Origin of the sequence: Rhodococcoides fascians A25f (genome assembly GCF_000760935.2) — a bacterium.
Taxonomy (GTDB): Bacteria; Actinomycetota; Actinomycetes; order Mycobacteriales; family Mycobacteriaceae; genus Rhodococcoides.
Map to the genome: position 1 here is coordinate 4,975,783 of NZ_CP049744.1, position 20,552 is coordinate 4,996,334.

Below are 20,552 nucleotides of genomic sequence, written 5' to 3' on the forward strand. Positions count from 1 at the left end.
ACCACTGACGGCTGGGGCGAGATGAAGGCGGCGACACCACTATGAACGGCAAGAGTGCAGCCTGCGGAACGACAGGGACAGGGCTCGGCATACGTATCGGTTCGGTGACAGCGGCTGCTGCACTCGACACCGACCCCGTGACCTCGGTGGTCAAGCGCTCGGCACTCGATCTTCGCCCCGGCGCGGCCCCGAGCCTGGCCGAGCTGTGGGACCGATCGGCCCGCCACCTGATCAGCGGATTCGCCGACCGAGTGGGCGACCCGGTGGAACTCATCGACGACGACGGCCGCAGTCACCGCGCCGAGGATCTGTACGCCACAGCCGCTCGCGCACTCGTGGCCGAGGTCTCCGCCGGAGCCGATTCCGCCCCGACGGTCGTCGTCACCCACCCCACCCGCTGGACGGCGTACACAGCCGAGGCCCTCGGCGAGGCATTGGACCGCGCCGGCCTGGCCGATGTCACGCTGGTACCCGACTCCGTTGCCACGATGCGCTGGCTCGAGGTGACCCGCGGAACACAGTCCGACGGCCTCGCCGTCATCTACGACCTGGGTGCCAGCGCCCTCGACGTGACCCTGATCCGGACCGGCACCGACGCCGGAGTCGTCGGCAGCGGCGTCCATTCGCAGGAATTCGGCGGTGCGCAGTTCGATCACGCGATCATGCAGTACGTCCTCGATACCGTCTCGGGAAGTCAGTCGTTCGAGTTCGATCCGTTCGACCCCGACACCGTGGGTGCGCTGGTGGAATTGCGAGCCCGGTGTGGCCAGGCCAAGGAACAACTCTCCTACGACACGTCCACCTCGCTCACCGTCGACCTGCCCGGCCTGCACACCGAGGTTCGCCTGGTGCGCTCCGAGATCGAAGAGCTGGTACGCGCATCGCTGCTGGCATCCGTGGGGGTCGTTCGGGACGCCGTGGCCGCCGCAGGACTCGAGGTCACCGACATCGACCAGGTGGTGCTCGTCGGCGGCAGCTCGGCCATCCCCCTCGTTGCCGAACTCATCTCGTCCGAACTGCGCGCCCCCGTAGTAGCCGGACCTCGTCCGGAACTGACCGTCGCGATCGGAGCCGCGATACTCGGAAGCGACATCGCCGACGCCACCGCCGCAGAAGACGCAGCGTCCCTGGCTGCGGTCCCGACCGCGTCCGTGGCTACCGCTGCCGCCGCGCCGATGCCGCGCCCCACTCCGAGACCGGCACCGACGCCTACCGCCGTCGAATCCGACGCAGGCATGTCGGGCCGTAAGAAGGCCGGCCTCGTCGCCGGATCCGTGGTCGTCCTCGCGCTTCTCGCCGGCGGAGGCCTGTCGGTGGGTACAGCGTTGACCTCCGACAACACCGCTCCGGCCGAGTCCAACGCCGAGATCTCGAGCACACAAACACCGGGAACCACCTCCGCAGTTGCGGACGCCCAGCCCACGACGGCTGCTCCCGGCGAGAACGACGCTGCTGCAGTCGGATCCGAGGGCACCCCCACCACGGTCGTCAACGCCGACGGCACGGTGACGCAGATCGATCCGGCCACCGGAGCACCGGTTGCGGGATCCCCTGCCCCCGCCGCGGCCCCTGCCGACAACGGCGCAGCAACCGTGCCGACCATCCCGTCGGTCGCGGCCCCGACGGTTCCCAGCTACCAACCACCTGCTGTGCAGGTTCCGAGCGTGCAGGTTCCCAGCTACCAAGGCCCCAATCTCGGCGATGTCGGTCAAGGCCTCGGCGGAGTCGTCGGGGGAGTCGGTGACGGGCTCGGCGGTGCGGTCGGTGGCGTCGGCGACGGGCTCGGCGGAGTCGTCGGCGGCCTGACCGGCCGCTGAGTCGACCGTGATCAGCATCCGACCATCCCTCGTCGGCGTCGAACGCGCCGATCGTTTCGTCCGTGATGTCCTCGACACCACTGGTTTCCATGTTGTCGTCGGAGTGAACGGGTCCGGTCGTTCCGCTGTTCTCGACGCGATCGCGGCGTCGGTGGATCCGCATCCGGGCAGCATCGCCGATGCACCGTCCGGCTCGACGGTTCTCGTCGACGATGCGCATCTGCTGTCGGAGCAGAGGTTGGACGAGATCGCTGCGGCGGCGACTCGCTCGGACATCACACTGGTCGTGGCGACGGCTCCGCGCGAGTTCGACTCTCGCATCGAGAAGTTGATCGCGTCGGCCGGTTCCGGTCGACTGACTCTGGTTCCGCTGGACAAGTCATCGATCGCCGCACGAGCAGCCGCCACTGCACGGCCCATCTCTGCGGCACTGGCCAATGCGATCGCGAAGTCCACCGGGGGAATTCTTGCCGCCGTCGACGCGGCTCTTGCCGCGCTCGGCGCAGAACTCTCCGACCCGGCTCCCCTGCGAGTGGTTTCCGAAGCCGTTGCTGCACAGCATCGTCGGATGTTGCTCGACACCGCCGACGACACACGGGCACTGCTGCTCGCGGCTCGATTCGGTATCGCTCCCGAGCCCGCGACGGCCGCGCAGCTCGTCTCGCGCTCGAACGAGGTCGAATCTGTCGTCGACCTCGCCTGCAGCTCCGGCTTGCTCGACTCCACCGGCACGTTGATTCCGGCCGCCGAGGTTCCCTTGACCGAGCTGATCGGCGATCGGCGCTGCCGCGTCCTGCTCCATTCCGTCACCGACGTAGCAGCCCGATCCCGCCTGCTCGACGCCACCGCCGCGCGTGCGCTGGCGCAGCGAGGCGTCGTTCATGCCGGTCTGGCCGACTTTCTTGTGCAGCAAGCAGATTCGGCGTCTGTCGAGACTGCGGGCGCGCTGTACGACGCCGCCGTCGATGCCGGTTTCGATCCGCCGGCGCTCGCCGCCCGGCGGGCCGAGGTCGCGGCCGCCGCCGGCGATCTGGACGAGGCGGGGCGCTACGCCGATGAGATCCTCGACAGCGCCGCCGTCTGCGACTCCTCGGATCTGCGGACGGCTGTTCGAGTCTCGGCCTCGATTGCCGCACAGCGCGGAATGCTCTCCCGCAGCGCGCAATTGTTCGTCTGGCTCGGCGAGGATCGACTCGGGCCCGATGGGGTGTGGGCCGCTCTGTCCGCTGCCGCAGCCGGTGATCGCAGCGGCGCGGACCGGTCGATGACCGCCGTATCCGCGCTTGCGCCGACATCGAGCACTGCGTCGGGCACCTTACTGGTGGCCGGCGTCCTCGGGTCGATCGATTCTCGCAGTGCAGCCGAGTCGAGCGCTGCCGCACACTCGTTGATGCGCGCACTGTCGTTGACCGGCAATGTATCCGATCGTTCGTGTGCCACCGACACCGCCGCGGCCGTCGCGGCCCTTCATGCAGTGCACTGCGGCGACCTCGCTCGCGTCGATTCCATCCTGGCGCGGGCGCTGCCGGACCGGCGTCCAGGATCCGAGGCACACACCCGACTGATCCTCCTGGGGGCATGGGCGTCCATGCTGCGGGGCGATGCAACCGAGGCGAGCTCTACGCTCGATACACTCCGGATTCCGTTGTCCCACATGCGCAATCAGCTCTTCCTGCACGCGATCAGGGTGGGCCTGGCACGCAGATCGGGTGACGCAGGATCGCTGATGACGGCATGGACCGGTGCACAGAACGTCATCGCCGAATACTCCGCAGATCTGTTCGCACTACTACCTCTGGGCGAATTACTCTTGGCTGCAACCCGACTCGGCCAGGTCGACCGCGTCGAACATCTTGTGGGGCAGGCCTCCGATCTGCTCGCCGCGCTCGGAGATCCGCCCGTGTGGGCATCGGCGCTGCACTGGTATCAGGTTCAGGCGGCCATCGTGGCGCAGACTCCCGACGCGCTGGTGCCGCACGCCAAGGCTCTCGCGGCAGCCGCTCCCACCCACCCCTACAGCGCCGCCCTCGCCGCGGCCGGTCGCGCCTGGCTCGGCGTGTTGCAGGGCAGGCCCGACCCGACCGATGTGGAGAATTCGGCACGAACGCTGACCGCGTTCGGACTGCCCTGGGACGGAGCCCGATTGGCCAGCGAGGCGGCGCTGACCGTCAGCGATACCGCGACCGCAACCGCACTGCTGCACATCGCCAGGTCGCTGCGTCAAACCGGATCGCAGCCGCCCAACTCGCACCGACGCGACAGTTCGGGAACCACGCCGACACCGACGGGTTCGCTGAGCGAACGCGAGGCCGAGGTCGCCGAGTTGCTCGTGCTCGGAGTCACGTACCGCGAGGTGGGCAGCCGCCTCTACATCTCCCCGAAGACCGTCGAACATCATGTGGCTCGAATACGACGCAGACTCGGGGCCGAGTCTCGTTCCGAGCTCATCTCGATGCTGCGCGCTATGGGATACGGAGGCTCCACCAGCGCGGCGACCGGCACTGTAACTGTGTGAGGGCCCGAAGCGACATAACGACCGACCACCGGTAACCGATCAGAACAGGCAGCACCCCCATGACCGAGCAGCCCGGCAGTGTGAGGATCGGCACGCCGGACGTCGGCCTCTATCTGGACGACGAACGCGCCGTCGCCGCGGTGTCGCATCCCATTGCGCCCGGCCCGTCGCTGCACCTGGCGTCGCTGCACTCGACCGTGCTCAACACTTATCCCGACGGCACCGTCTCGCTCGGAGACGCACCCGACGAGAAGTCGGAGGCGTACACGCACTTCCTCGGCTCTCTTGCCGACGGCGTCGGCGTCACCGGCAGCAAGGGCACCGTCTTCCCGGCCGAGCAGCTGACGTCGATGGCCCTGTTGTGCCTGCTCACCGAGGTGGCGTCGTCGATCGATCTGCAACCCGGCGACCTCGCCGCGGCCGCCACCTACCCGGCCCGCTGGACGGCCGATCAGGTCTTCGCGTTGCGTTCGGCGATGAATGCGCACGGCCTCGCGCACGTGTCGCTGGTGGCCGAAGCGGAGGCGCTCGCTGCGTGGAATGCATCGGTACGAGCGACCCTCGAGAGCAGGGACACAGCCGTCGCCGCAGCGCGCGGTGCTGCGATTCTGGCCTCGGAATTCCCCGTCGACGCCGTCACCGAACGGATCGCGGTGCTGTCACCCACACGATCCGACCGTCGCCCTCTGTTCGCGGCGGCGGCGTTCGCCTCGGCGTTGATCGTCGGCGCGTCCCTGATCGCGCTGCAACTGGGGACCTCCACCGACACGACGGTGCCCACCATCGGCAACGCCCAGCTGATACCGCCGACGACGTCGTCCGGGGCCGGAGCCGGTGGCCCGATCGATTTCCCCACCGTCGTCGTGGAGCCGGCCGCCGAGATTGCCCCGGTCGCACCTCTTCCGCTGGAAACTACCGAAGACACGCGCCCGGCCGAAACCTCCGAGAACCCTCGAAGCAAGCCGGACCCGACCGAGATCGACACCCGCCCGGCGCTCGAAGCGCCCGAGACCAGAGACCCCGAAGAACCGCGTGAGACCGTCGATCCGGTCGAACCCGAACCGGAGGTCCCGGTCGAGGGACCGGGCGACGACACCGGCGAGACGACCGAACCGGATTCGACCGAACCACAAACCGTGACCGAGCAGGCACGTGACGCAGCGACAGAGGGAACTCGATGAGCGGTGCGGGGCATCTCGGAATCACCGTCGGCAACACCAGGTCGGTGGCGGTCCACCGCGTCCGCGCCGACGACGAGCCGACGGTCGTCGTAGTACCGACAACTCTGAGATTCGACGAGGACGGTCGCGCCCATCTCGGCGAACCCGCCGACACAGCGCCCTTCACCCGGTTCGTGGACCTGGTCGGTCAGCAGGAGGACCTCGAACCCGACGCCGCCGCGTACCGCGCCGAGGACTTGATGGCCAACGCGGCCAATTGCCTCGTCACCATGATGTCTTCGGCAACCGAGTCGGCCGACGCACCCGTCACGACCATGACGTACCCGACGCGATGGCCGCGCGAGAGCGTTGCGCTGCTGCGTGATGCCCTCGATCACGCCGGCCTCACCGCAATCGCACTGGTGCCCGACGCGAAGGCCGCCAGCACCTTCGCGCAGCGCAACCCCGGCACGGCCGCCACGGTGATCGACATCGGTGCCACCGGCACCGATGTCTCGACGTATCCCGGAGGCGGAACGGTTCGCACCACTGCCGTCAGCGGAGACGTGTTCACCGACGCACTGTTCGATCACGTGGTGACCGATCGCGAACACATCGATCTGTCCGACGCCGCAGTCCTGGCCGCCCTCACCGGCGTCGTTGCCTCCTGCGAGGCAGCCAAACATGCGCTCAGCACGGACGAGCAGGCCACCATCTCGGTCGATCTGCCGGGCCTGTCGCAGACCACGACCGTGACGCGAGCCGAGTTCGCAAACCTGGTCGCGCCTTCGGTCCGCACCCTCGACGTGCCGCAGACCGGCACCGTGGTGCTCACCGGAGGCAGCGCCGAACTGGAGTCGGTGGCGGCGGAGATTGCCGAACGGACGTCGGGCCGGCTGGTTGTCGAGCCACTCGCAGCGCCCCGAGGCGCACTGCTGCTGGCCGAGGTCGACGATGTCGACGGCAATTCTCTCGTCACCGGTGCCGCGCCGATCGTCACCCGCAACGACGGCACCGATTCGCTCGACACCGACGCCATTCCTGTTGTCCCGCTGGAGAAGTCCCTCGCATTCTCCGAGGCCCTGCCGGCGGTGGCACCGATGTTCGAGCCCTCGGAGTTCCGGTCCCACCCGGTCGAACCGGCCGAGGAGAACGCGTCGAACACCGGTGACGTGCCGGCTGTTCTTGCCCCGGCTGTCGCGTCGACCGAGGCCAAGAAGGAACGCAGCGAACGCTCGCGCACCATCACCACCGTCATTGCCGGTGCTGCGGCGGGCGTGGTGATCGTGCTGGCGATCGCGGCAGTCAGCGGCGTGTTCGGCAGTTCGCCGGCTCCGACGCCCCCGGCCGTCACCGACGCGGGCTCGCCGGTCGTCACCTCGACCCGCACGCCGTCGACCACTACCGTCACTCCCGCTCCAGCCGTCGTCGTGCCGGAGGAGGTCGACGAACCGACGTACGAGCCGTACACCCCGCCCCAACCCACACCGCAGCCTGCGCCGCCGCCGGCACCGATCCCCACGCCCCCGCCCGTGGTCGCCACCACAGTCCCGGTGCCGACCACGACCCCGGTGACGACCACCCCGGCCGCGACGACCACAACGACAGCTACCACCACCACGACGACAACCACAACGACGACGGCAGCTCAGCCCTGACCTGCGCAAACACTGGTTCAGCGACTGATGCCCTAGGGTGGGGCGCTGATACCAAGCACCCGATGAAGGGATTTCATGCGTAACACCGGGGCTCTGCGTGCTGCAGTGCTGTGCTCGACGGCTTTCCTACTGTTCGCTTCGTTCTCCGGAACAGCGGCCGCCGAGCCCGTCGTCCAATCTCCCGCCGATCGGCTTCCCGCAGAGCTTGTCGAGGCCGTGCAGCGCGATCTGAAGATCTCTCCGCAGGAGTATCTCGATCGAGCCGCTCGTGCGCAGGAACTGTCCGCCTACGCATCGGACTTCCGTGCCAGCCGCCCCGCCGATTTCGCCGGCGCATGGATCGGACCCGACGGCAACGCCGTAGTCGCCGTCACCTCCCCTGCCGCAGCACAGGCAGTGGCCAAGGACGGATATGCCACTGCTCAGTCACCCGTGTCGGCGGACGGGCTGGAGAAATCGCTCGCAGACCTCAACGGCTGGATCGCCGGCCTCCCCCGTGAGATCTCCGAGCAGATCAACGGAACGGCCATCGACTTCATCGACAACCAGGTGGTCATCGACCTGGTGAACAGCCCGATCGGTAGCGCGCTCAACCTGCCGACTCTGCTGGCCAACATCAAGGTCATCCTCTCCCCCGGCGGAAACAAGCCGGTCGACCCGACTCCCATGGGCGGCGACACCTATGTCACCAGCACCGGGCCCATCGCGGACGCTCCGACCACCGACATCAGCATCTGTTCGTTCGGATTCAACGCCGTCGACAAGTCCGGCGAAGCCGTCAACTTGACTGCGGGACACTGCAATCCGAACAAGGCCACCGGAGCCGGCGGTGCACCGGTGTACCTTCCCGACCCGGCGGACATTGCGCGCAGCACCCAGATCGGGTCGTTCGATCGGTCGAGCCTGGGCGCACAGGACGGCCTCGACTGGTCGGTGATCGCCCTGAACGACAGCGGCATTGCGTCCGGCCTCGACCGTCCCACCGTCCGCGGAGCCAACGGCAGCACCGTCACGATCACCGGAACCGCAGCACCCGTGATCGGAGCGCCGGTCTGCAAGTCCGGTCAGTCCTCGTCGTTCACGTGTGGCGTTGTTGCCGCCGACCGCGTCGAGACACAGCTCTACATGGAGGACGGCACCTCCCGCACGGTTCGTGGATTCGCCAGTACCGCGTGCACTCTGGCGGGCGACAGTGGCGGTGCCATCGTGACGGGAACACTCGCGCTCGGAATCACCAGCGGATCCAACAGCGGTGGCGCGCCCGATTGCAACGAGGCGAACCTGGCGTTGGCGCAGTACGGCGGCACCGCGAGCCTGGGCATTCCCATCGATCAGGTCGTCGACGCAACCGAATCCACCCTGCGAACCGAGTAAGCCGGTACGTCGACAGCTGCGCACCCCCTATAGTCGTGAACGGCATCACATCGCGGATGCCTTGGGGGAGGGGTTTCGATGCGTCGCCGTGCGCTGGGGTTGTCGATGGTTGCAGTGTCGTGCCTGATCACGATGGCGGTGTCTGCTCCTGTCGCCACTGCAGCGCCCATGGTGAACGCAGATCAGGTGCTGCCGCCCGAGTTGGCCGACGCCGTCGCCCGTGATCTTGCGCTGAATCCGCAACAGTTCCTCGACCGAGCCGACGCGGCTCGCCGGTTGGCGGAGTTCGCTTCCGCCGTCGGTTCCGAGGCTGTCACGGGTACTTGGCTCGATGCGGACGGTCGGCCTGTCGTCGCGGTCGCGGACGGCCCCACCTACGCCGAGGTGACCGACGCCGCATCGGCCAACGGATTCGTAACGGTCGCGCCCGGGATAGAGATCCCGCAGGGAGTGCGCGACGCCGTCGACCCGCTGCTGGAGTTGCTTCCCTTCGACCTCGCGCCCACTGCCGGTCCGATTCGCGCCAGTTCCTATCTCGGCGGAGACAGCTTCCTCGCGGGCACCCCGGCCGGCCTCGGTCTGCGTTGCTCACTCGGATTCAATGCCGTCGACCCGACGCGTGGTTCGGTCAACATCACTGCGGGCCATTGCGATCCGGGCGCAGCCGACACCGGTTCCGCAGCGTCGACCGGCGCGTATCCGATGTACGGGAGCCTCGTCGGATCGAAGTTCGGCTCGTTCTACCGAACCAGCCAGTCGCACAACGATTACGCCTTGATCGACATCGACGACGCCAACGTCGGAGAATTCGAGAGCAATGCGGTGCGAGTGCCCGGCTCGGGACCGCTGCACGTCACCGGAACGGTGAACCCCATCGTGGGTGCACCGGTCTGCAAGTCCGGTTCCAGAACCGGATTCAGTTGCGGCACAATCCTGTCCACGGGCCGCAGCGTCGCCATGGGTGAGGCCGCCATGGACCGTAGCTTCTCCACCTCCATCTGCGCCCTCCGCGGCGACAGCGGTGGACCGATCGTCAGCGGCACCCTCGCCGTCGGCATCGCCAGCGCATCGAACGTGGGCGATCAACCGTCCTGCGAAATCGCGATGGTGTTCAGCATGCTGCAGGGCCAGCGACCCGAGCTGTTCGCCACCCCCATCAACGATGTGTTGGCCGAGAACCCCGGTCTGACGGTTCGCACGTCGTAGCCGTACGCAGCGCACAAGAAACCCGCACCCTCGACGAGGATGCGGGTTCTTGTGTGGAACGTTTCTTACTTGGCGTACACCGTGGTGCCGGGTGCCGCATTCAGCGTGTTGATCAAGTCGATGCCCGCGACGACGAGAGTCGGGCCGCCGGCGACGATGGTGCCGATGATTCCCCCGACGGTTGCGGCGATCGGAATAGTCACAACCCCGCCGACACCCGCCAGTGGAAGACCAGCCAAGAAGCCGACACCCACACCGATAGCAGTACCGGTCAAGCCGCCGACCGCGGTCGCGATTCCGAGCTGCGAAGCGAAGTTCTGCTGAGCCGCGAGGTTCTCCTCGGGCGATGCGACGGTCGTGGCACCGATGCTGCGCGAGTTCGCCGAAGCCTTGGTGAAGTCGAGGTTCGGGATCAGGCGCAGGGTCTTGCCGTTGTCATCGACGTTCTGCTCGTACGGGAAGTTCAGTCCACCCAGGTTGAACGAGAGCGGGAGCGTCACGAGGATCTTGTCGGCGGCATCGAGGACGTCGACCGTCTTTCCGTCGTCGGCAACCTTGAAGACGCCCGCATCGATGGTGGTGACGATGGTGCGGTCTTCGAGCTCGACGGAGTAGTTCGTGTCGGGGGTCGTCGAACTGGAATCGGGCTGTGCGTAAGCGGTTCCGCTGGCCAGACCCATAGCCGCTGCTACGAGGGCCGAAGTGACGACCAGTTTGCTGAGTTTCATGTGGAGTTCTGTTCCGTTTCTGTGCATGGAGTGCTTGGCAGTACCGCTAGGCAACCGTCAAACGCAAAGTCACCCCGATGACCCTTTTGCGACTTTTGGTGCGACCGAAGTGTAGCGCACGAATCGTACCGTTCGTTGTCCTTTTGCAACTACTCCGACACCTATCAGTTACCAACTGTCACAAACATTTTCAGTTTCCGGTGCACACGGGGCCGTGGGGCCTCATCATGTCGCGAAAAATGTCGTTCGATCGGTCGAATACAGCCCGGAGAGAGACACCGGCTCCCACACGGAATCGGGCCCACCGTGGCGACGATTCGGCAACGCAACGGGCAGGTTAGGACTGCCTTCTAGACAGCACCTGAGAGGCCTACGCATAACGTGACCTACGAGACAACCTACTGACGAGTTCAGCCCGCCCGTCGGATGGCCTCATTTCGACGCCCACCAGCGTCGCTTGCCAGAACGATGCTAAGTTACCCATCAGTACAGTTCTAAAAGCTACTGGCGAGTAACTTAGACCGTCATCCTGATCGACGGGTTGAACCAGCGGTAGCTGTCCCAGCTGCCACCTACAGCGAAAGGCCACGACATGAACGCCCTGACGATCACGTTGGGCACAGTCGGTGCTCTGCTCAGCCTCGTGTGTTGGTTCGCCTTCATCCGCGGGGCCCTGCGCATGTTCAACATCGTGAGGCTGGGTCAGCCGGCACCCGACCGTTGGCGACCGATCGTCCCCCGCTTCAAGCAGATGATCATCGAGTTCGCCGCCCACACCAAGATGGTCAAGTTCCGTACCGTCGGCTGGGCGCACTGGCTGGTGATGATCGGCTTCATGGTCGGGTCCGTGTTCTGGTTCGAGGCCTACGGACAGACGTTCAACCCCGAGTTCCACTGGCCCATCGTCGGTGACACCGCGATCTACCACCTGATGGACGAGATTCTCGGGCTCGGCACGGTTATCGGCATCACCACGCTGATCATCATTCGCCAGCTCAACCACCCGCGGAAGCCCGAGCGTCAGTCGCGCTTCGCCGGCTCCGGGTTCAAGGCCGCCTACTTCGTCGAGGCCGTCGTGCTCATCGAGGGCCTGGGCATGGTGTTCGTCAAGGCGGGCAAGATCGCCACCTACGGACACTCGAACCCGTACACCGACTTCTTCACGATGCGCCTCGCCGAGCTGCTGCCGGCCAACTCCAACATGGTCTCGATCTTCGCCCTGATCAAATTGATGTCCGGCATGATCTGGCTCTACATCGTGGGCACCCGCATCAACTGGGGCGTCGCGTGGCACCGCTTCACCGCGTTCCCGAACATCTACTTCAAGCGCATGGACGACGGCACCGTCGCCCTCGGACCGGCCAAGCCGATGATGTCCGGCGGCAAGGTCCTGGAAATGGAAGAGGCCGATCCCGACGTCGACGCGTTCGGCGCAGGCAAGATCGAGGACTTCAGCTGGAAGGGCTGGCTCGACTTCACCACGTGCACCGAGTGCGGCCGCTGTCAGTCGCAGTGCCCCGCGTGGAACACCGGCAAGCCCCTCTCCCCCAAGCTGCTGATCATGTCGCTACGCGACCACAGCCACGCCAAGGCCCCGTACCTGCTGGCCGGCGGCAAGAAGGACATGGCCGGTGACGAGGTCGGACTCGTCGACTCCGAGGGCAACGTCGATCAGGCCAAGCTCGACGCCATCCCGCAGGCCGCCCGGGACGAGGCCGATCGCAAGCTCGTCGCCGACGCCATCGAGGGCGGCATCATCGACCCCGAGGTGCTGTGGAGCTGCACCACCTGTGGTGCCTGCGTCGAGCAGTGCCCGGTGGATATCGAGCACGTCGACCACATCATCGACATGCGCCGCTACCAGGTGCTCATCGAATCCGAGTTCCCGTCCGAGCTCGCAGGTCTGTTCAAGAACCTCGAGAACAAGGGCAACCCGTGGGGCCAGAACTCCAAGGACCGCCTCAACTGGATCAACGAGATGGACTTCGACATCCCGGTCTTCGGCCAGGACGCCGATTCGTTCCAGGACTACGAGTACCTCTTCTGGGTCGGCTGCGCCGGTGCCTACGAGGACCGCGCGAAGAAGACCACCAAGGCCGTTGCCGAGCTGCTCGCCACCGCAGGCGTGAAGTTCATGGTGCTCGGTGCCGATGAGACCTGCACCGGCGACTCCGCTCGCCGTGCGGGCAACGAGTTCCTGTTCCAGCAGCTCGCGATGCAGAACATCGAGACGCTGAACAATGTGTTCGACGGCGTCGAGCAGACCAAGCGCAAGATCGTCGTCACCTGCGCCCACTGCTTCAACGCACTCGGCAACGAGTACCCGCAGGTCGGCGGCGACTACGACGTGGTGCACCACACGCAGCTGCTCAACCGCCTCGTGCGCCAGAAGAAGCTGATCCCGGTGGCCTCGGTCAGCCAGGACATCACGTATCACGATCCGTGCTACCTCGGCCGTCACAACAAGGTCTACGACGCCCCGCGTGAGCTCATGGCCGCGTCGGGCTCCAACCTCAAGGAGATGCCGCGTCACGGTGAGCGGTCCATGTGCTGTGGTGCCGGTGGCGCTCGCATGTGGATGGAAGAGAACATCGGCAAGCGCATCAACATCGACCGGGTCGACGAGGCACTCGCGACCAACCCGAAGAAGATCGCCACAGGTTGCCCGTTCTGCCGTGTGATGCTCACCGACGGTGTCACTGCCCGGCAGGAAGGCGGCGCGCACGAAGGCGTCGAGGTTGTCGATGTCGCGCAGCTGATGCTCGAGTCGATCACCCGCGTCGAGTCCTCGGTGTTGGCCGAGAACATCAAGGTAATCCCCCGCGAGCGCACCCCTCAGGAGGAGCTGGACACCGAGAACGCAGCCGAGGTCGAAGAGGCCGAGCGCATCGCACCCGTCGAGGAGCCTGCGGAAGCGAAGTCCGCTCCGGCCGCGCCCGCTCCGAAGGCCGGCGGCGGTCTGAAGATGAAGGGTCTGGCCAAGGCACCAGGGGCGAAGGCACCCGGTTCGGCTGCCAAGACCGACACCGCCGAGCCTGACGCCGAAGGGGCTGCTCCCGCCGACGCTGCTCCGAAGCCGAAGGGTCTCGGAATGGCCGGAGGCAAGGCACCCGGTGGCAAGGGTCTGCAGATGAAGGGCAAGGCTCCCGGCGCGAAGGCGTCGGCACCTGCAGCTGCACCTGCCGATGCTCCCGCTGCGTCCGACGCACCCGCCACAGCCGAGGCTTCCGAGTCGACCCCCACCGTCAAGCCCAAGGGTCTGGCCGTGAAATCGGGATTCAAGAAGCCGGGAGCCAAGGCACCGGGCAAGCCCGCCGAAGCTGCACCGGCGGCTGCAGCGGCCCCGGAGACCTCGGGTGAATCCGCGGAATCCGGTGCTGCGGCAAGCGAATCCAAGCCGACCGTCCAGCCGAAGGGCCTGGCCGTGAAGTCCGGATTCAAGAAGCCGGGAGCCAAGACCGCGAGTGCCCCTGCGGCGAAAGCTCCGGCTGCCGAGGCACCTGCTGCTGAGGTATCTGCTTCCGAGGCACCAGCTGCTGAGGCCGCGACCTCGGAAGCACCCGCCGCCGCAGAGCCTGCTGCAACGAATTCCGCTGCAGCAGAATCCAAGCCGACCGTCCAGCCCAAGGGTCTGGCCGTGAAGTCCGGATTCAAGAAGCCAGGCGCACGGACACCGGGTGGGGCAGCAGCTGCACCCGCTGAGCCGAAGAACGCAGAGCCGGAGAAGGCCGAGCCGACTCCGGAACCCGAGGCACCTGTGGCCGACGCACCGGCCACCGAAGCACCGGCCGTTGACGCACCGGAAACCGAGGCACCAGCGGCCGAGGCACCGGCCACCGAAGCACCGGCCGTTGACGCACCGGAAACCGAGGCACCAGCGGCCGTGGCACCGAAGACAGAAGCACCGAAGGCAGAAGCGTCGGACACTGCGGCCGATGCGGCGTCCGGCGGTTCGGATGATCGGACTCCGCCCAAGCCGAAGGCCGGTGGACTCGGATTCGCTCCAGGAGCCAAGGTTCCGGGCCGCCGGAAGTAACCTCACACCCTTTTTACCGACTGCGCGCCCCCGCTCACCTCAGAGCAGGGGCGCGCAGTCGTCAGTAGGGGTGTGAGGTCCCCGGCCACGCTGTACACCGGCCACGCTGTAAACCGGCACCGTTATCCACAGGCACCGAGTTATCCACAATCGGGCACAGGGGGCTTGTCCAAAGCGATTGCGCTGGAGAGCATTCCTGCATGACCCGCATCGTCTCGCGATCCGACGCTCTCGCCCGCGGCACCTCCGACGCCGAATTGCAGCGGTACTGCCGAACGCGAGTCTGGCGTCGACTGCGACCCGGGCGGTTCGTCAGCAGGACACAGTTCGACTCGCTCACAACTGAAGAAAAGCACCGCGTCATCGCGGAGGCTGTGTTCGACGCGGCCACCTCACCCGACGCAGTCGTCAGTCATGTGAGCGCGGCCGTCTTTCACGGTCTCGACGTATGGAATGCCGATCTGAGCCGAGTGCACATCACCCGCAATCGCGCCCGTGGCGGTGGGCGCAGCAGCGCCGTCAGAAGTCTGCACACGTCTCCTTACACGGACGAGGAAGTCACGACCTTCGACGGTGTGCGGGTAACGGGGCTCGCGCGAACCGTCGCCGATTGCGCTCGCACTCTTCCGTTCGAGACGGCGGTGTGCATTGCGGATGTAGCCGCGCGAACCGCAGGCGTGACCGTGGAACAGATTGTTGCAGTGCTGGATTCATGCCCGAACCATCCCGGGAATCGGATGGCCCACAAGGTTGCGCGATTCATGGACGGCCGGTCCGAGAGTGTGGGTGAATCGCGTACCCGGGTGTTGCTGCATCACCTGGGTCACACCCCCCAACTGCAGGTACCGATCACAGATCCCCGTGGCTTCGTCGGGCGCGTGGACTTCGACCTGCCCGAGATCGAGACCGTTCTCGAATTCGACGGCAAGGTGAAGTACGGACGCTATGTGCCGGAGGGAAAGTCCGCGGCGGACGTGGTGTGGGAAGAGAAGCGTCGCGAGGATCGCATTCGTGCAACCGGCCGTCAGGTAGTGCGAATCGCCTGGGCAGACCTCGACCGTCCCGAACTGATCGATCGGATGATTCTCGACGCTGCCGAGCGCGCCCGAAACCGTAAGTGAGCGCCTCTTCTACCGACTGCGCGCCCCCGCTCACGTCGGAGCAGGGGCGCGCACCCAGCAAATGCGGTGTGAAGTTCGTGTCGTACCCCCCGCGACGTGGACGAATCGGGCACCGTGAGTATGGTCGGAAACGCACGGCATACCCGACAAGTAGGAGCAGGCATGACCGACGACGCGGACAAGCTCTGGCGACGCTACGACGCGTGGTGGGCAGCGTTGACCCCCGACGACCGAGCTCACGTCGAGAAGTGTTGCGAATCGGGCCGCACCGACGAGCGACTCTGCGCACTGATCCTCGAGAACGACGGCCCGTCGAAGGCAGCGTTCGAGGCAGGTAGCAAGTTGTCCGTGGGCAACAGCAAGTACTGCGCCATCCCCAGCGCGCTGCTCGAGTTTCTCGAGGCGAAGCGCGCACACCCGCCCCTCAGCTAGGCGGACGCCACAGCTCCAGCTCGGAGATTCCGGGCGGCGTGAATCCCATGACCTGGCCGTAGAAGGACAGTTCGGACTCTCGTGCGTTCACCTGAGTGTCGAGTTTGCGGAATCCGTGCGACTCGCCCGCATAGGCCAGGTAGGCGTGCGGAATTCCTTTCTGCACCATGGCGTCTCGGAATCGCTCGGCCTGTGACGGCGGCACGATCGGATCGTCCAGTCCTTGCAACAACAGCACCGGGCACGAGAGTCCGTCGACGTTGTTGACCGGTGCACGGGTTCGGTACAGGTCGATGGCCTCGGGCAAGGGTCCGATCAGGCCGTCGATGTAGCGAGATTCGAAGTCGTGGGTCTCGGCGACGAACAACTCGAGCTCGGCGACACCGAAGTACGAAGCCCCGCAGGCGAATACATCCGAAGACGTCAGTGCCGCCAATACCGTCCAACCACCTGCGGAGCCACCTTCGATGGCCAACCGGCGCGGGTCGGCGAGGCCGCTGTCGGCGAGCCCCTGCACGGCGGCGATGGTGTCTTCCACGTCGACGACGCCCCACTGTCCACGTAGTCGGTTGCGGTATTCGCGGCCGTACCCGCTCGACCCACCGTAGTTCACGTCGACGACGCCGATGCCGCGGCTGGTGAAGTACGCGAACAGCGGGTTCAGTGCGGGTGCCACGTGTGCCGTCGGGCCGCCGTGGACGAACGCGACGTACGGCGGGAGTTCGCCGTCGAGCCCGTCGTAGGACGGGTTGCGCGGCGCATAGGCGATGGCGTGCACCTCACGATTCGGTCCATGGAACGTCACCTGACGCCCCTCCGGCAGATACGCAGCGTCGGGGACGGACTCGAAACCCGAACGCACAGCCGTGAGTTCACGGGTTCCGAGATCGAGTGCGTACAGCCCGCTCGCCACTTGCGCGCCACCGCCCTTGATCAACACGGTCGATCCATGGCGCCCACCGAGACCGACCGACGTCACACCCTCGAGCGCGATGTCGTCCAGAGTGCCGGATGCAGGGTCGAGCACGGCGAGGGTATCGGTACCGACGGTCCGCACGGTCAGCAGCTTTCCGTCGCCCAGCACCTCGTACCAACTCGATCCGAGTCGCCACAGCGGGGCCCCGAAGTCGGCGTCGAGCGTCAGTAGCGGGGCCACCGAACCGTCGAGCGTGACCGAATACAGGTTCCACCAACCACTTCGGTCGCTGATGACGTACAACCGTTCGTCGTCGATCCACTCCGGCTGCATCACCGATTCCTCGGTCGAACCCAGCAGCACCGTCCAGGACGACGGATCGGCCAGCGAAGCCACGCGCAGTTCCGTTCCGTCCCATGGCATTTGCGGATGGTTCCACGCTATCCAGGCGATGCGGGTGCCGTCGGGCGACAAGCGCGGGAACGCAAGGAAGTCCGAGCCCGCCACCAACGAGCGCACCCCGCCGCCGCTCAGGTCGATCGCCACGATGTCTCGCGATACCGCACCGGCGTCGTGCATCTCGCGGACGGCAATGACGTCGTTACCGACCACCGACAATTCGGCGTACCGGATGCTCGACGCCACAGCCGGTTTCGGAGTCAGCGGCACGGGTGACCCGCCGGGGGTGAGGCGATAGACGCGTTGATCGGAGAACTCGGCGAACACCAGGTCGCCGTCTGCCGTCGCAGCCCATGCCCCGCCGCCGTATTCGTGGACTCGGGTGCGGGCGTTGAAGGGTGCGGGCACAATCGGCTGCACTTCTCCGTCCACGTGGCGACAGATCGCCGTCCGACCTTGCTCGGCAGGTCGCAATTCCGACCACCAGATCTCGTCGCCGACGTAGCGACCGCCCTCGACGGGATGGCCCGCGGACGACAGGTCTGCTGCAGTGATGGGCGAAGGCCAGGATCCGAAGGCGAGTGCAGTCACGAGCTCCACCCTAGTGAACTGACGTGGCCGTAACGCGTTGTTCACCGGCCCTTCAACAGTGACCCGGATGATGGAGGACAAGCAGCAGTAGGGGGAACACCATGCGCCGGACCACTACCCAATCGGTGGACCACGAGATTCTGACTTTCGGCCGAACCTGGCAGGGATACGGCGGCGGCAGCGACGAGGACATCTACGTCGCATTCGGTGTCGACGGGCGCACCTACTTCCAGCGGCTGCGTCGTATTCTCGATTCGCCGGTGGCCGAGGATCTGTCCCCCGACGAGCGGGCGGCGATCCTCGACATCTGCCGAACGAGACTCACCTGAGCCACCGTCACACCGGCGTCAACAGTTCCGGGCTGTTGTTCTTCACGCTGTTCACCGCGGTACTCACCTCGTAGGGCGCGAGCCGGGGTTCTGGGATTGCCGCCAACATGTCCTGTACCGCCCCCAGGTCGGTCACGGTGGGATCGAGCCAGCTCGCGCGGAGATCCGGCGGGAGCACGACCGGCGAGCGATCGTGGATGTGGCCGAGCGCATCGGCTGCCGGCGAGGTGAGGACCGTGACCGACCAGACCCAGCGGTTTTCGTCGTCGTCTGCCTTGGTGGGGTCTCGCCACAATTCGTACAAGCCTGCCATCGCGAGCACGCCTTCCGTATGCAGGAAGTACGGCACTTTCCCCCCGTCGCGCTTCTCCCACTCGTAGTACCCGTCTGCAGGCACGATGCAGCGTCGACGGCTCGCGGCCTTCTTGAACGACGGCTTCTCGGTGATGGTCTCCGACCTGGCGTTGATCAGCCGGGAACCGATTTTCGCGTCCTTCGCCCACGAGGGGATCAGGCCCCAACGCACCGAACGCAATTGCCGCACGGCGTCGGACTCCGGTTCGTCCTTGGGCGCGCGTTCGAGCACGGTCCGCACCGTCTGCGTCGGGGCAACGTTGTACGACGGCGGCACCTCCTCGCCCACTGTTTCGGCGATGTCGAACACCGCCTGGAGGTCGGTGTCACTCCGGGTACTGGCATACCGTCCGCACATGAGTCGATTGTTCCACTCGCCACCGACAAGCCGGCCGAAACAACCTCTCGCGAAAAACAACCTTGTGGAAACCGACACCGCTCGCCTGGCACGATATGACGGGTGACCACTCCACAGATCAACTCCCAGCCGCGTTACCGCACGTTGCAGCAGTCGACCAAGCTGCAGAACGTGCTGTACGAGATCCGTGGACCGGTACACGCCCATGCCGCCCGACTCGAAGCCGAGGGGCACCGCATCCTCAAGCTGAATATCGGTAATCCGGCTCCGTTCGGCTTCGAAGCCCCCGATGTGATCGTGCGAGACATGATCGCCGCACTGCCCGTCGCCCAGGGCTACTCGGAGTCGAAGGGCATTCTGTCTGCGCGACGCGCCATCGTCACCCGCTACGAGCTCGAACCGGGCTTCCCCGAGCTCGACGTCGACGACATCTATCTCGGTAACGGGGTGTCCGAGCTCATCACGATGACGATGCAGGCGTTGCTCGACGACGGCGACGAGGTGCTGATCCCGGCCCCGGACTACCCGCTGTGGACGGCGATGACGACGCTGTCCGGTGGCAAGGCCGTGCACTACATGTGCGACGAGGAGAACGGGTGGAATCCCGATCTGGCCGACATCGAGTCGAAGATCACTCCCAAGACCGTCGCACTGCTGGTGATCAACCCCAACAATCCGACCGGCGCGGTGTACTCGAAGGAAGTTCTGCAGGGCATCGTCGATCTGGCGCGCAAGCACCAGCTGCTATTGCTCGCGGACGAGATCTACGACCGGATTCTCTACGACGACGCACAGCACACCTCGCTGGCGAGCCTGGCTCCCGATCTGCTGTGCCTGACCTACAACGGTCTGTCCAAGGCGTATCGCGTGGCCGGTTACCGCGCGGGGTGGCTTGCGATCACCGGGCCGAAGAAGCACGCAGCGGGGTTCATCGAGGGAATCGACCTTCTCGCGTCGACGCGGCTGTGCCCCAATGTGCCTGCGCAGCACGCCATTCAGGTCGCACTCGGTGGTTACCAGAGCATCGAGGATCTGATCCTGCCCGGCGGACGCCTGCTCGAGCAGCGCGACGTCGCATGGGAGAAACTCAACGCGATTCATGGCGTCTCGTGCGTCAAGCCGCGGGGAGCGCTGTACGCGTTTCCGCGACTCGATCCCGAAGTGCACGAAATCTACGACGACGAAAAGCTGGTACAGGATCTGTTGCTACAGGAGAAAATCCTCGTGGTTCAGGGCACCGGCTTCAACTGGCCCGGCCACGATCACGTGCGCATCGTGACTCTGCCCTGGGCGCGGGATCTGGCCGTGGCCATCGAAAGGTTCGGCAACTTTCTCGCTTCCTACAAGCAGTGACGTCGAAAGTTACGCGCAAGTAGTTGAAAGTGACGCAAGAAACTTGGGTGGGAGCGCGCCCTGAGGCCGAATGATCTGTAGATTGGCGGACGGCACTTCGGTGCCCGCGAGCCCTGGTCGTCCCCTCCCCCCCGGGGCGGTCAGGTGGTGGCGGGGGACGCCCCCCCTGCTCCCCGCCACCTAGCTCCTCGCATCGGCCACCGAG

The 20,552-nt window shown here is 66.1% G+C and carries 14 protein-coding genes; 11 read left to right on the plus strand and 3 right to left on the minus strand.

Going from position 1 to position 20,552, the window contains the following annotated elements; all coding sequences use genetic code 11:
* Positions 1 to 41 precede the first annotated feature (41 nt).
* The 6 genes from BH93_RS23320 to BH93_RS23345 all read left to right on the plus strand — a co-directional run bounded on the left by BH93_RS23320 (position 42) and on the right by BH93_RS23345 (position 9,730).
* Entirely contained in the window at positions 42 to 1,817 is a 1,776-nt protein-coding gene (locus BH93_RS23320; RefSeq protein WP_052064968.1) for an Hsp70 family protein, read from the plus strand.
* Between the two features lie 7 nt (positions 1,818 to 1,824).
* Positions 1,825 to 4,332, plus strand: a complete 2,508-nt coding sequence (locus BH93_RS23325) for a helix-turn-helix transcriptional regulator (protein ID WP_052064969.1) — start codon at positions 1,825 to 1,827, stop codon at positions 4,330 to 4,332.
* A gap of 59 nt (positions 4,333 to 4,391) precedes the next feature.
* The gene (locus tag BH93_RS23330) at positions 4,392 to 5,513 is read left to right on the plus strand and encodes a hypothetical protein (RefSeq protein WP_052064970.1); all 1,122 of its coding nucleotides are present in this window, start codon (positions 4,392 to 4,394) and stop codon (positions 5,511 to 5,513) included.
* On the plus strand, positions 5,510 to 7,150 hold the full coding sequence (locus tag BH93_RS23335) for an Hsp70 family protein (protein ID WP_037172851.1): 1,641 nt from the start codon (positions 5,510 to 5,512) through the stop codon (positions 7,148 to 7,150). Before BH93_RS23330 ends, BH93_RS23335 begins: the two co-directional genes overlap by 4 nt.
* Before the next feature lie 75 nt (positions 7,151 to 7,225).
* Positions 7,226 to 8,524 (plus strand): S1 family peptidase, encoded by a 1,299-nt coding sequence (locus tag BH93_RS23340; protein ID WP_032405530.1) that lies wholly within the window; start codon positions 7,226 to 7,228, stop codon positions 8,522 to 8,524.
* Between the two features lie 78 nt (positions 8,525 to 8,602).
* Positions 8,603 to 9,730 (plus strand): S1 family peptidase, encoded by a 1,128-nt coding sequence (locus tag BH93_RS23345; protein ID WP_037172852.1) that lies wholly within the window; start codon positions 8,603 to 8,605, stop codon positions 9,728 to 9,730.
* A gap of 65 nt (positions 9,731 to 9,795) precedes the next feature.
* Here the strand turns inward: BH93_RS23345 and BH93_RS23350 are convergent, their stop codons facing one another.
* Positions 9,796 to 10,458, minus strand: a complete 663-nt coding sequence (locus BH93_RS23350; RefSeq protein WP_037172853.1) for a hypothetical protein — start codon at positions 10,456 to 10,458, stop codon at positions 9,796 to 9,798.
* Positions 10,459 to 11,050: 592 nt separating this feature from the next.
* Here BH93_RS23350 and BH93_RS23355 point away from each other — a divergent pair.
* The 3 genes from BH93_RS23355 to BH93_RS23365 all read left to right on the plus strand — a co-directional run bounded on the left by BH93_RS23355 (position 11,051) and on the right by BH93_RS23365 (position 16,047).
* Complete coding sequence (locus tag BH93_RS23355) at positions 11,051 to 14,494, plus strand: (Fe-S)-binding protein (protein WP_037172855.1); 3,444 nt, start codon at positions 11,051 to 11,053, stop codon at positions 14,492 to 14,494.
* Between the two features lie 200 nt (positions 14,495 to 14,694).
* Entirely contained in the window at positions 14,695 to 15,615 is a 921-nt protein-coding gene (locus BH93_RS23360) for a hypothetical protein (protein WP_037172856.1), read from the plus strand.
* 162 nt (positions 15,616 to 15,777) lie between these two features.
* Positions 15,778 to 16,047: a hypothetical protein gene (locus BH93_RS23365; RefSeq protein ID WP_141215907.1), complete on the plus strand. Its 270-nt coding sequence runs from the start codon at positions 15,778 to 15,780 to the stop codon at positions 16,045 to 16,047.
* Here the strand turns inward: BH93_RS23365 and BH93_RS23370 are convergent.
* The gene (locus BH93_RS23370) at positions 16,040 to 17,953 is read right to left on the minus strand and encodes a prolyl oligopeptidase family serine peptidase (protein ID WP_037173392.1); all 1,914 of its coding nucleotides are present in this window, start codon (positions 17,951 to 17,953) and stop codon (positions 16,040 to 16,042) included. The genes BH93_RS23365 and BH93_RS23370 overlap by 8 nt on opposite strands.
* 101 nt (positions 17,954 to 18,054) lie before the next feature.
* On the opposite strand from BH93_RS23370, the gene BH93_RS23375 reads away from it, so the two are divergent.
* Positions 18,055 to 18,282, plus strand: a complete 228-nt coding sequence (locus BH93_RS23375; protein WP_032405525.1) for a DUF3263 domain-containing protein — start codon at positions 18,055 to 18,057, stop codon at positions 18,280 to 18,282.
* A gap of 7 nt (positions 18,283 to 18,289) precedes the next feature.
* On the opposite strand, the gene BH93_RS23380 is transcribed toward BH93_RS23375, so the two are convergent.
* On the minus strand, positions 18,290 to 18,994 hold the full coding sequence (locus BH93_RS23380) for an SOS response-associated peptidase (protein WP_032376197.1): 705 nt from the start codon (positions 18,992 to 18,994) through the stop codon (positions 18,290 to 18,292).
* Between the two features lie 102 nt (positions 18,995 to 19,096).
* Here BH93_RS23380 and BH93_RS23385 point away from each other — a divergent pair, with 102 nt between their 5' ends.
* Positions 19,097 to 20,347 carry a pyridoxal phosphate-dependent aminotransferase gene (locus BH93_RS23385; protein ID WP_032376196.1) on the plus strand — a complete coding sequence of 417 codons (1,251 nt, stop codon included), beginning with the start codon at positions 19,097 to 19,099 and terminating at the stop codon, positions 20,345 to 20,347.
* The last annotated feature ends 205 nt before the right edge of the window (positions 20,348 to 20,552 follow it).

Bases quoted from the DNA above. Each gene is read 5' to 3' on its own strand.
- BH93_RS23320 (WP_052064968.1), top strand. From the start codon at position 42: ATGAACGGCAAGAGTGCAGCCTGCGGAACGACAGGGACAGGGCTCGGC.
- BH93_RS23330 (WP_052064970.1), top strand. From the start codon at position 4,392: ATGACCGAGCAGCCCGGCAGTGTGAGGATCGGCACGCCGGACGTCGGC.
- BH93_RS23335 (WP_037172851.1), top strand. From the start codon at position 5,510: ATGAGCGGTGCGGGGCATCTCGGAATCACCGTCGGCAACACCAGGTCG.
- BH93_RS23340 (WP_032405530.1), top strand. From the start codon at position 7,226: ATGCGTAACACCGGGGCTCTGCGTGCTGCAGTGCTGTGCTCGACGGCT.
- BH93_RS23345 (WP_037172852.1), top strand. From the start codon at position 8,603: ATGCGTCGCCGTGCGCTGGGGTTGTCGATGGTTGCAGTGTCGTGCCTG.
- BH93_RS23350 (WP_037172853.1), bottom strand. From the start codon at position 10,458: ATGAAACTCAGCAAACTGGTCGTCACTTCGGCCCTCGTAGCAGCGGCT.
- BH93_RS23355 (WP_037172855.1), top strand. From the start codon at position 11,051: ATGAACGCCCTGACGATCACGTTGGGCACAGTCGGTGCTCTGCTCAGC.
- BH93_RS23360 (WP_037172856.1), top strand. From the start codon at position 14,695: ATGACCCGCATCGTCTCGCGATCCGACGCTCTCGCCCGCGGCACCTCC.
- BH93_RS23365 (WP_141215907.1), top strand. From the start codon at position 15,778: ATGACCGACGACGCGGACAAGCTCTGGCGACGCTACGACGCGTGGTGG.
- BH93_RS23375 (WP_032405525.1), top strand. From the start codon at position 18,055: ATGCGCCGGACCACTACCCAATCGGTGGACCACGAGATTCTGACTTTC.
- BH93_RS23380 (WP_032376197.1), bottom strand. From the start codon at position 18,994: ATGTGCGGACGGTATGCCAGTACCCGGAGTGACACCGACCTCCAGGCG.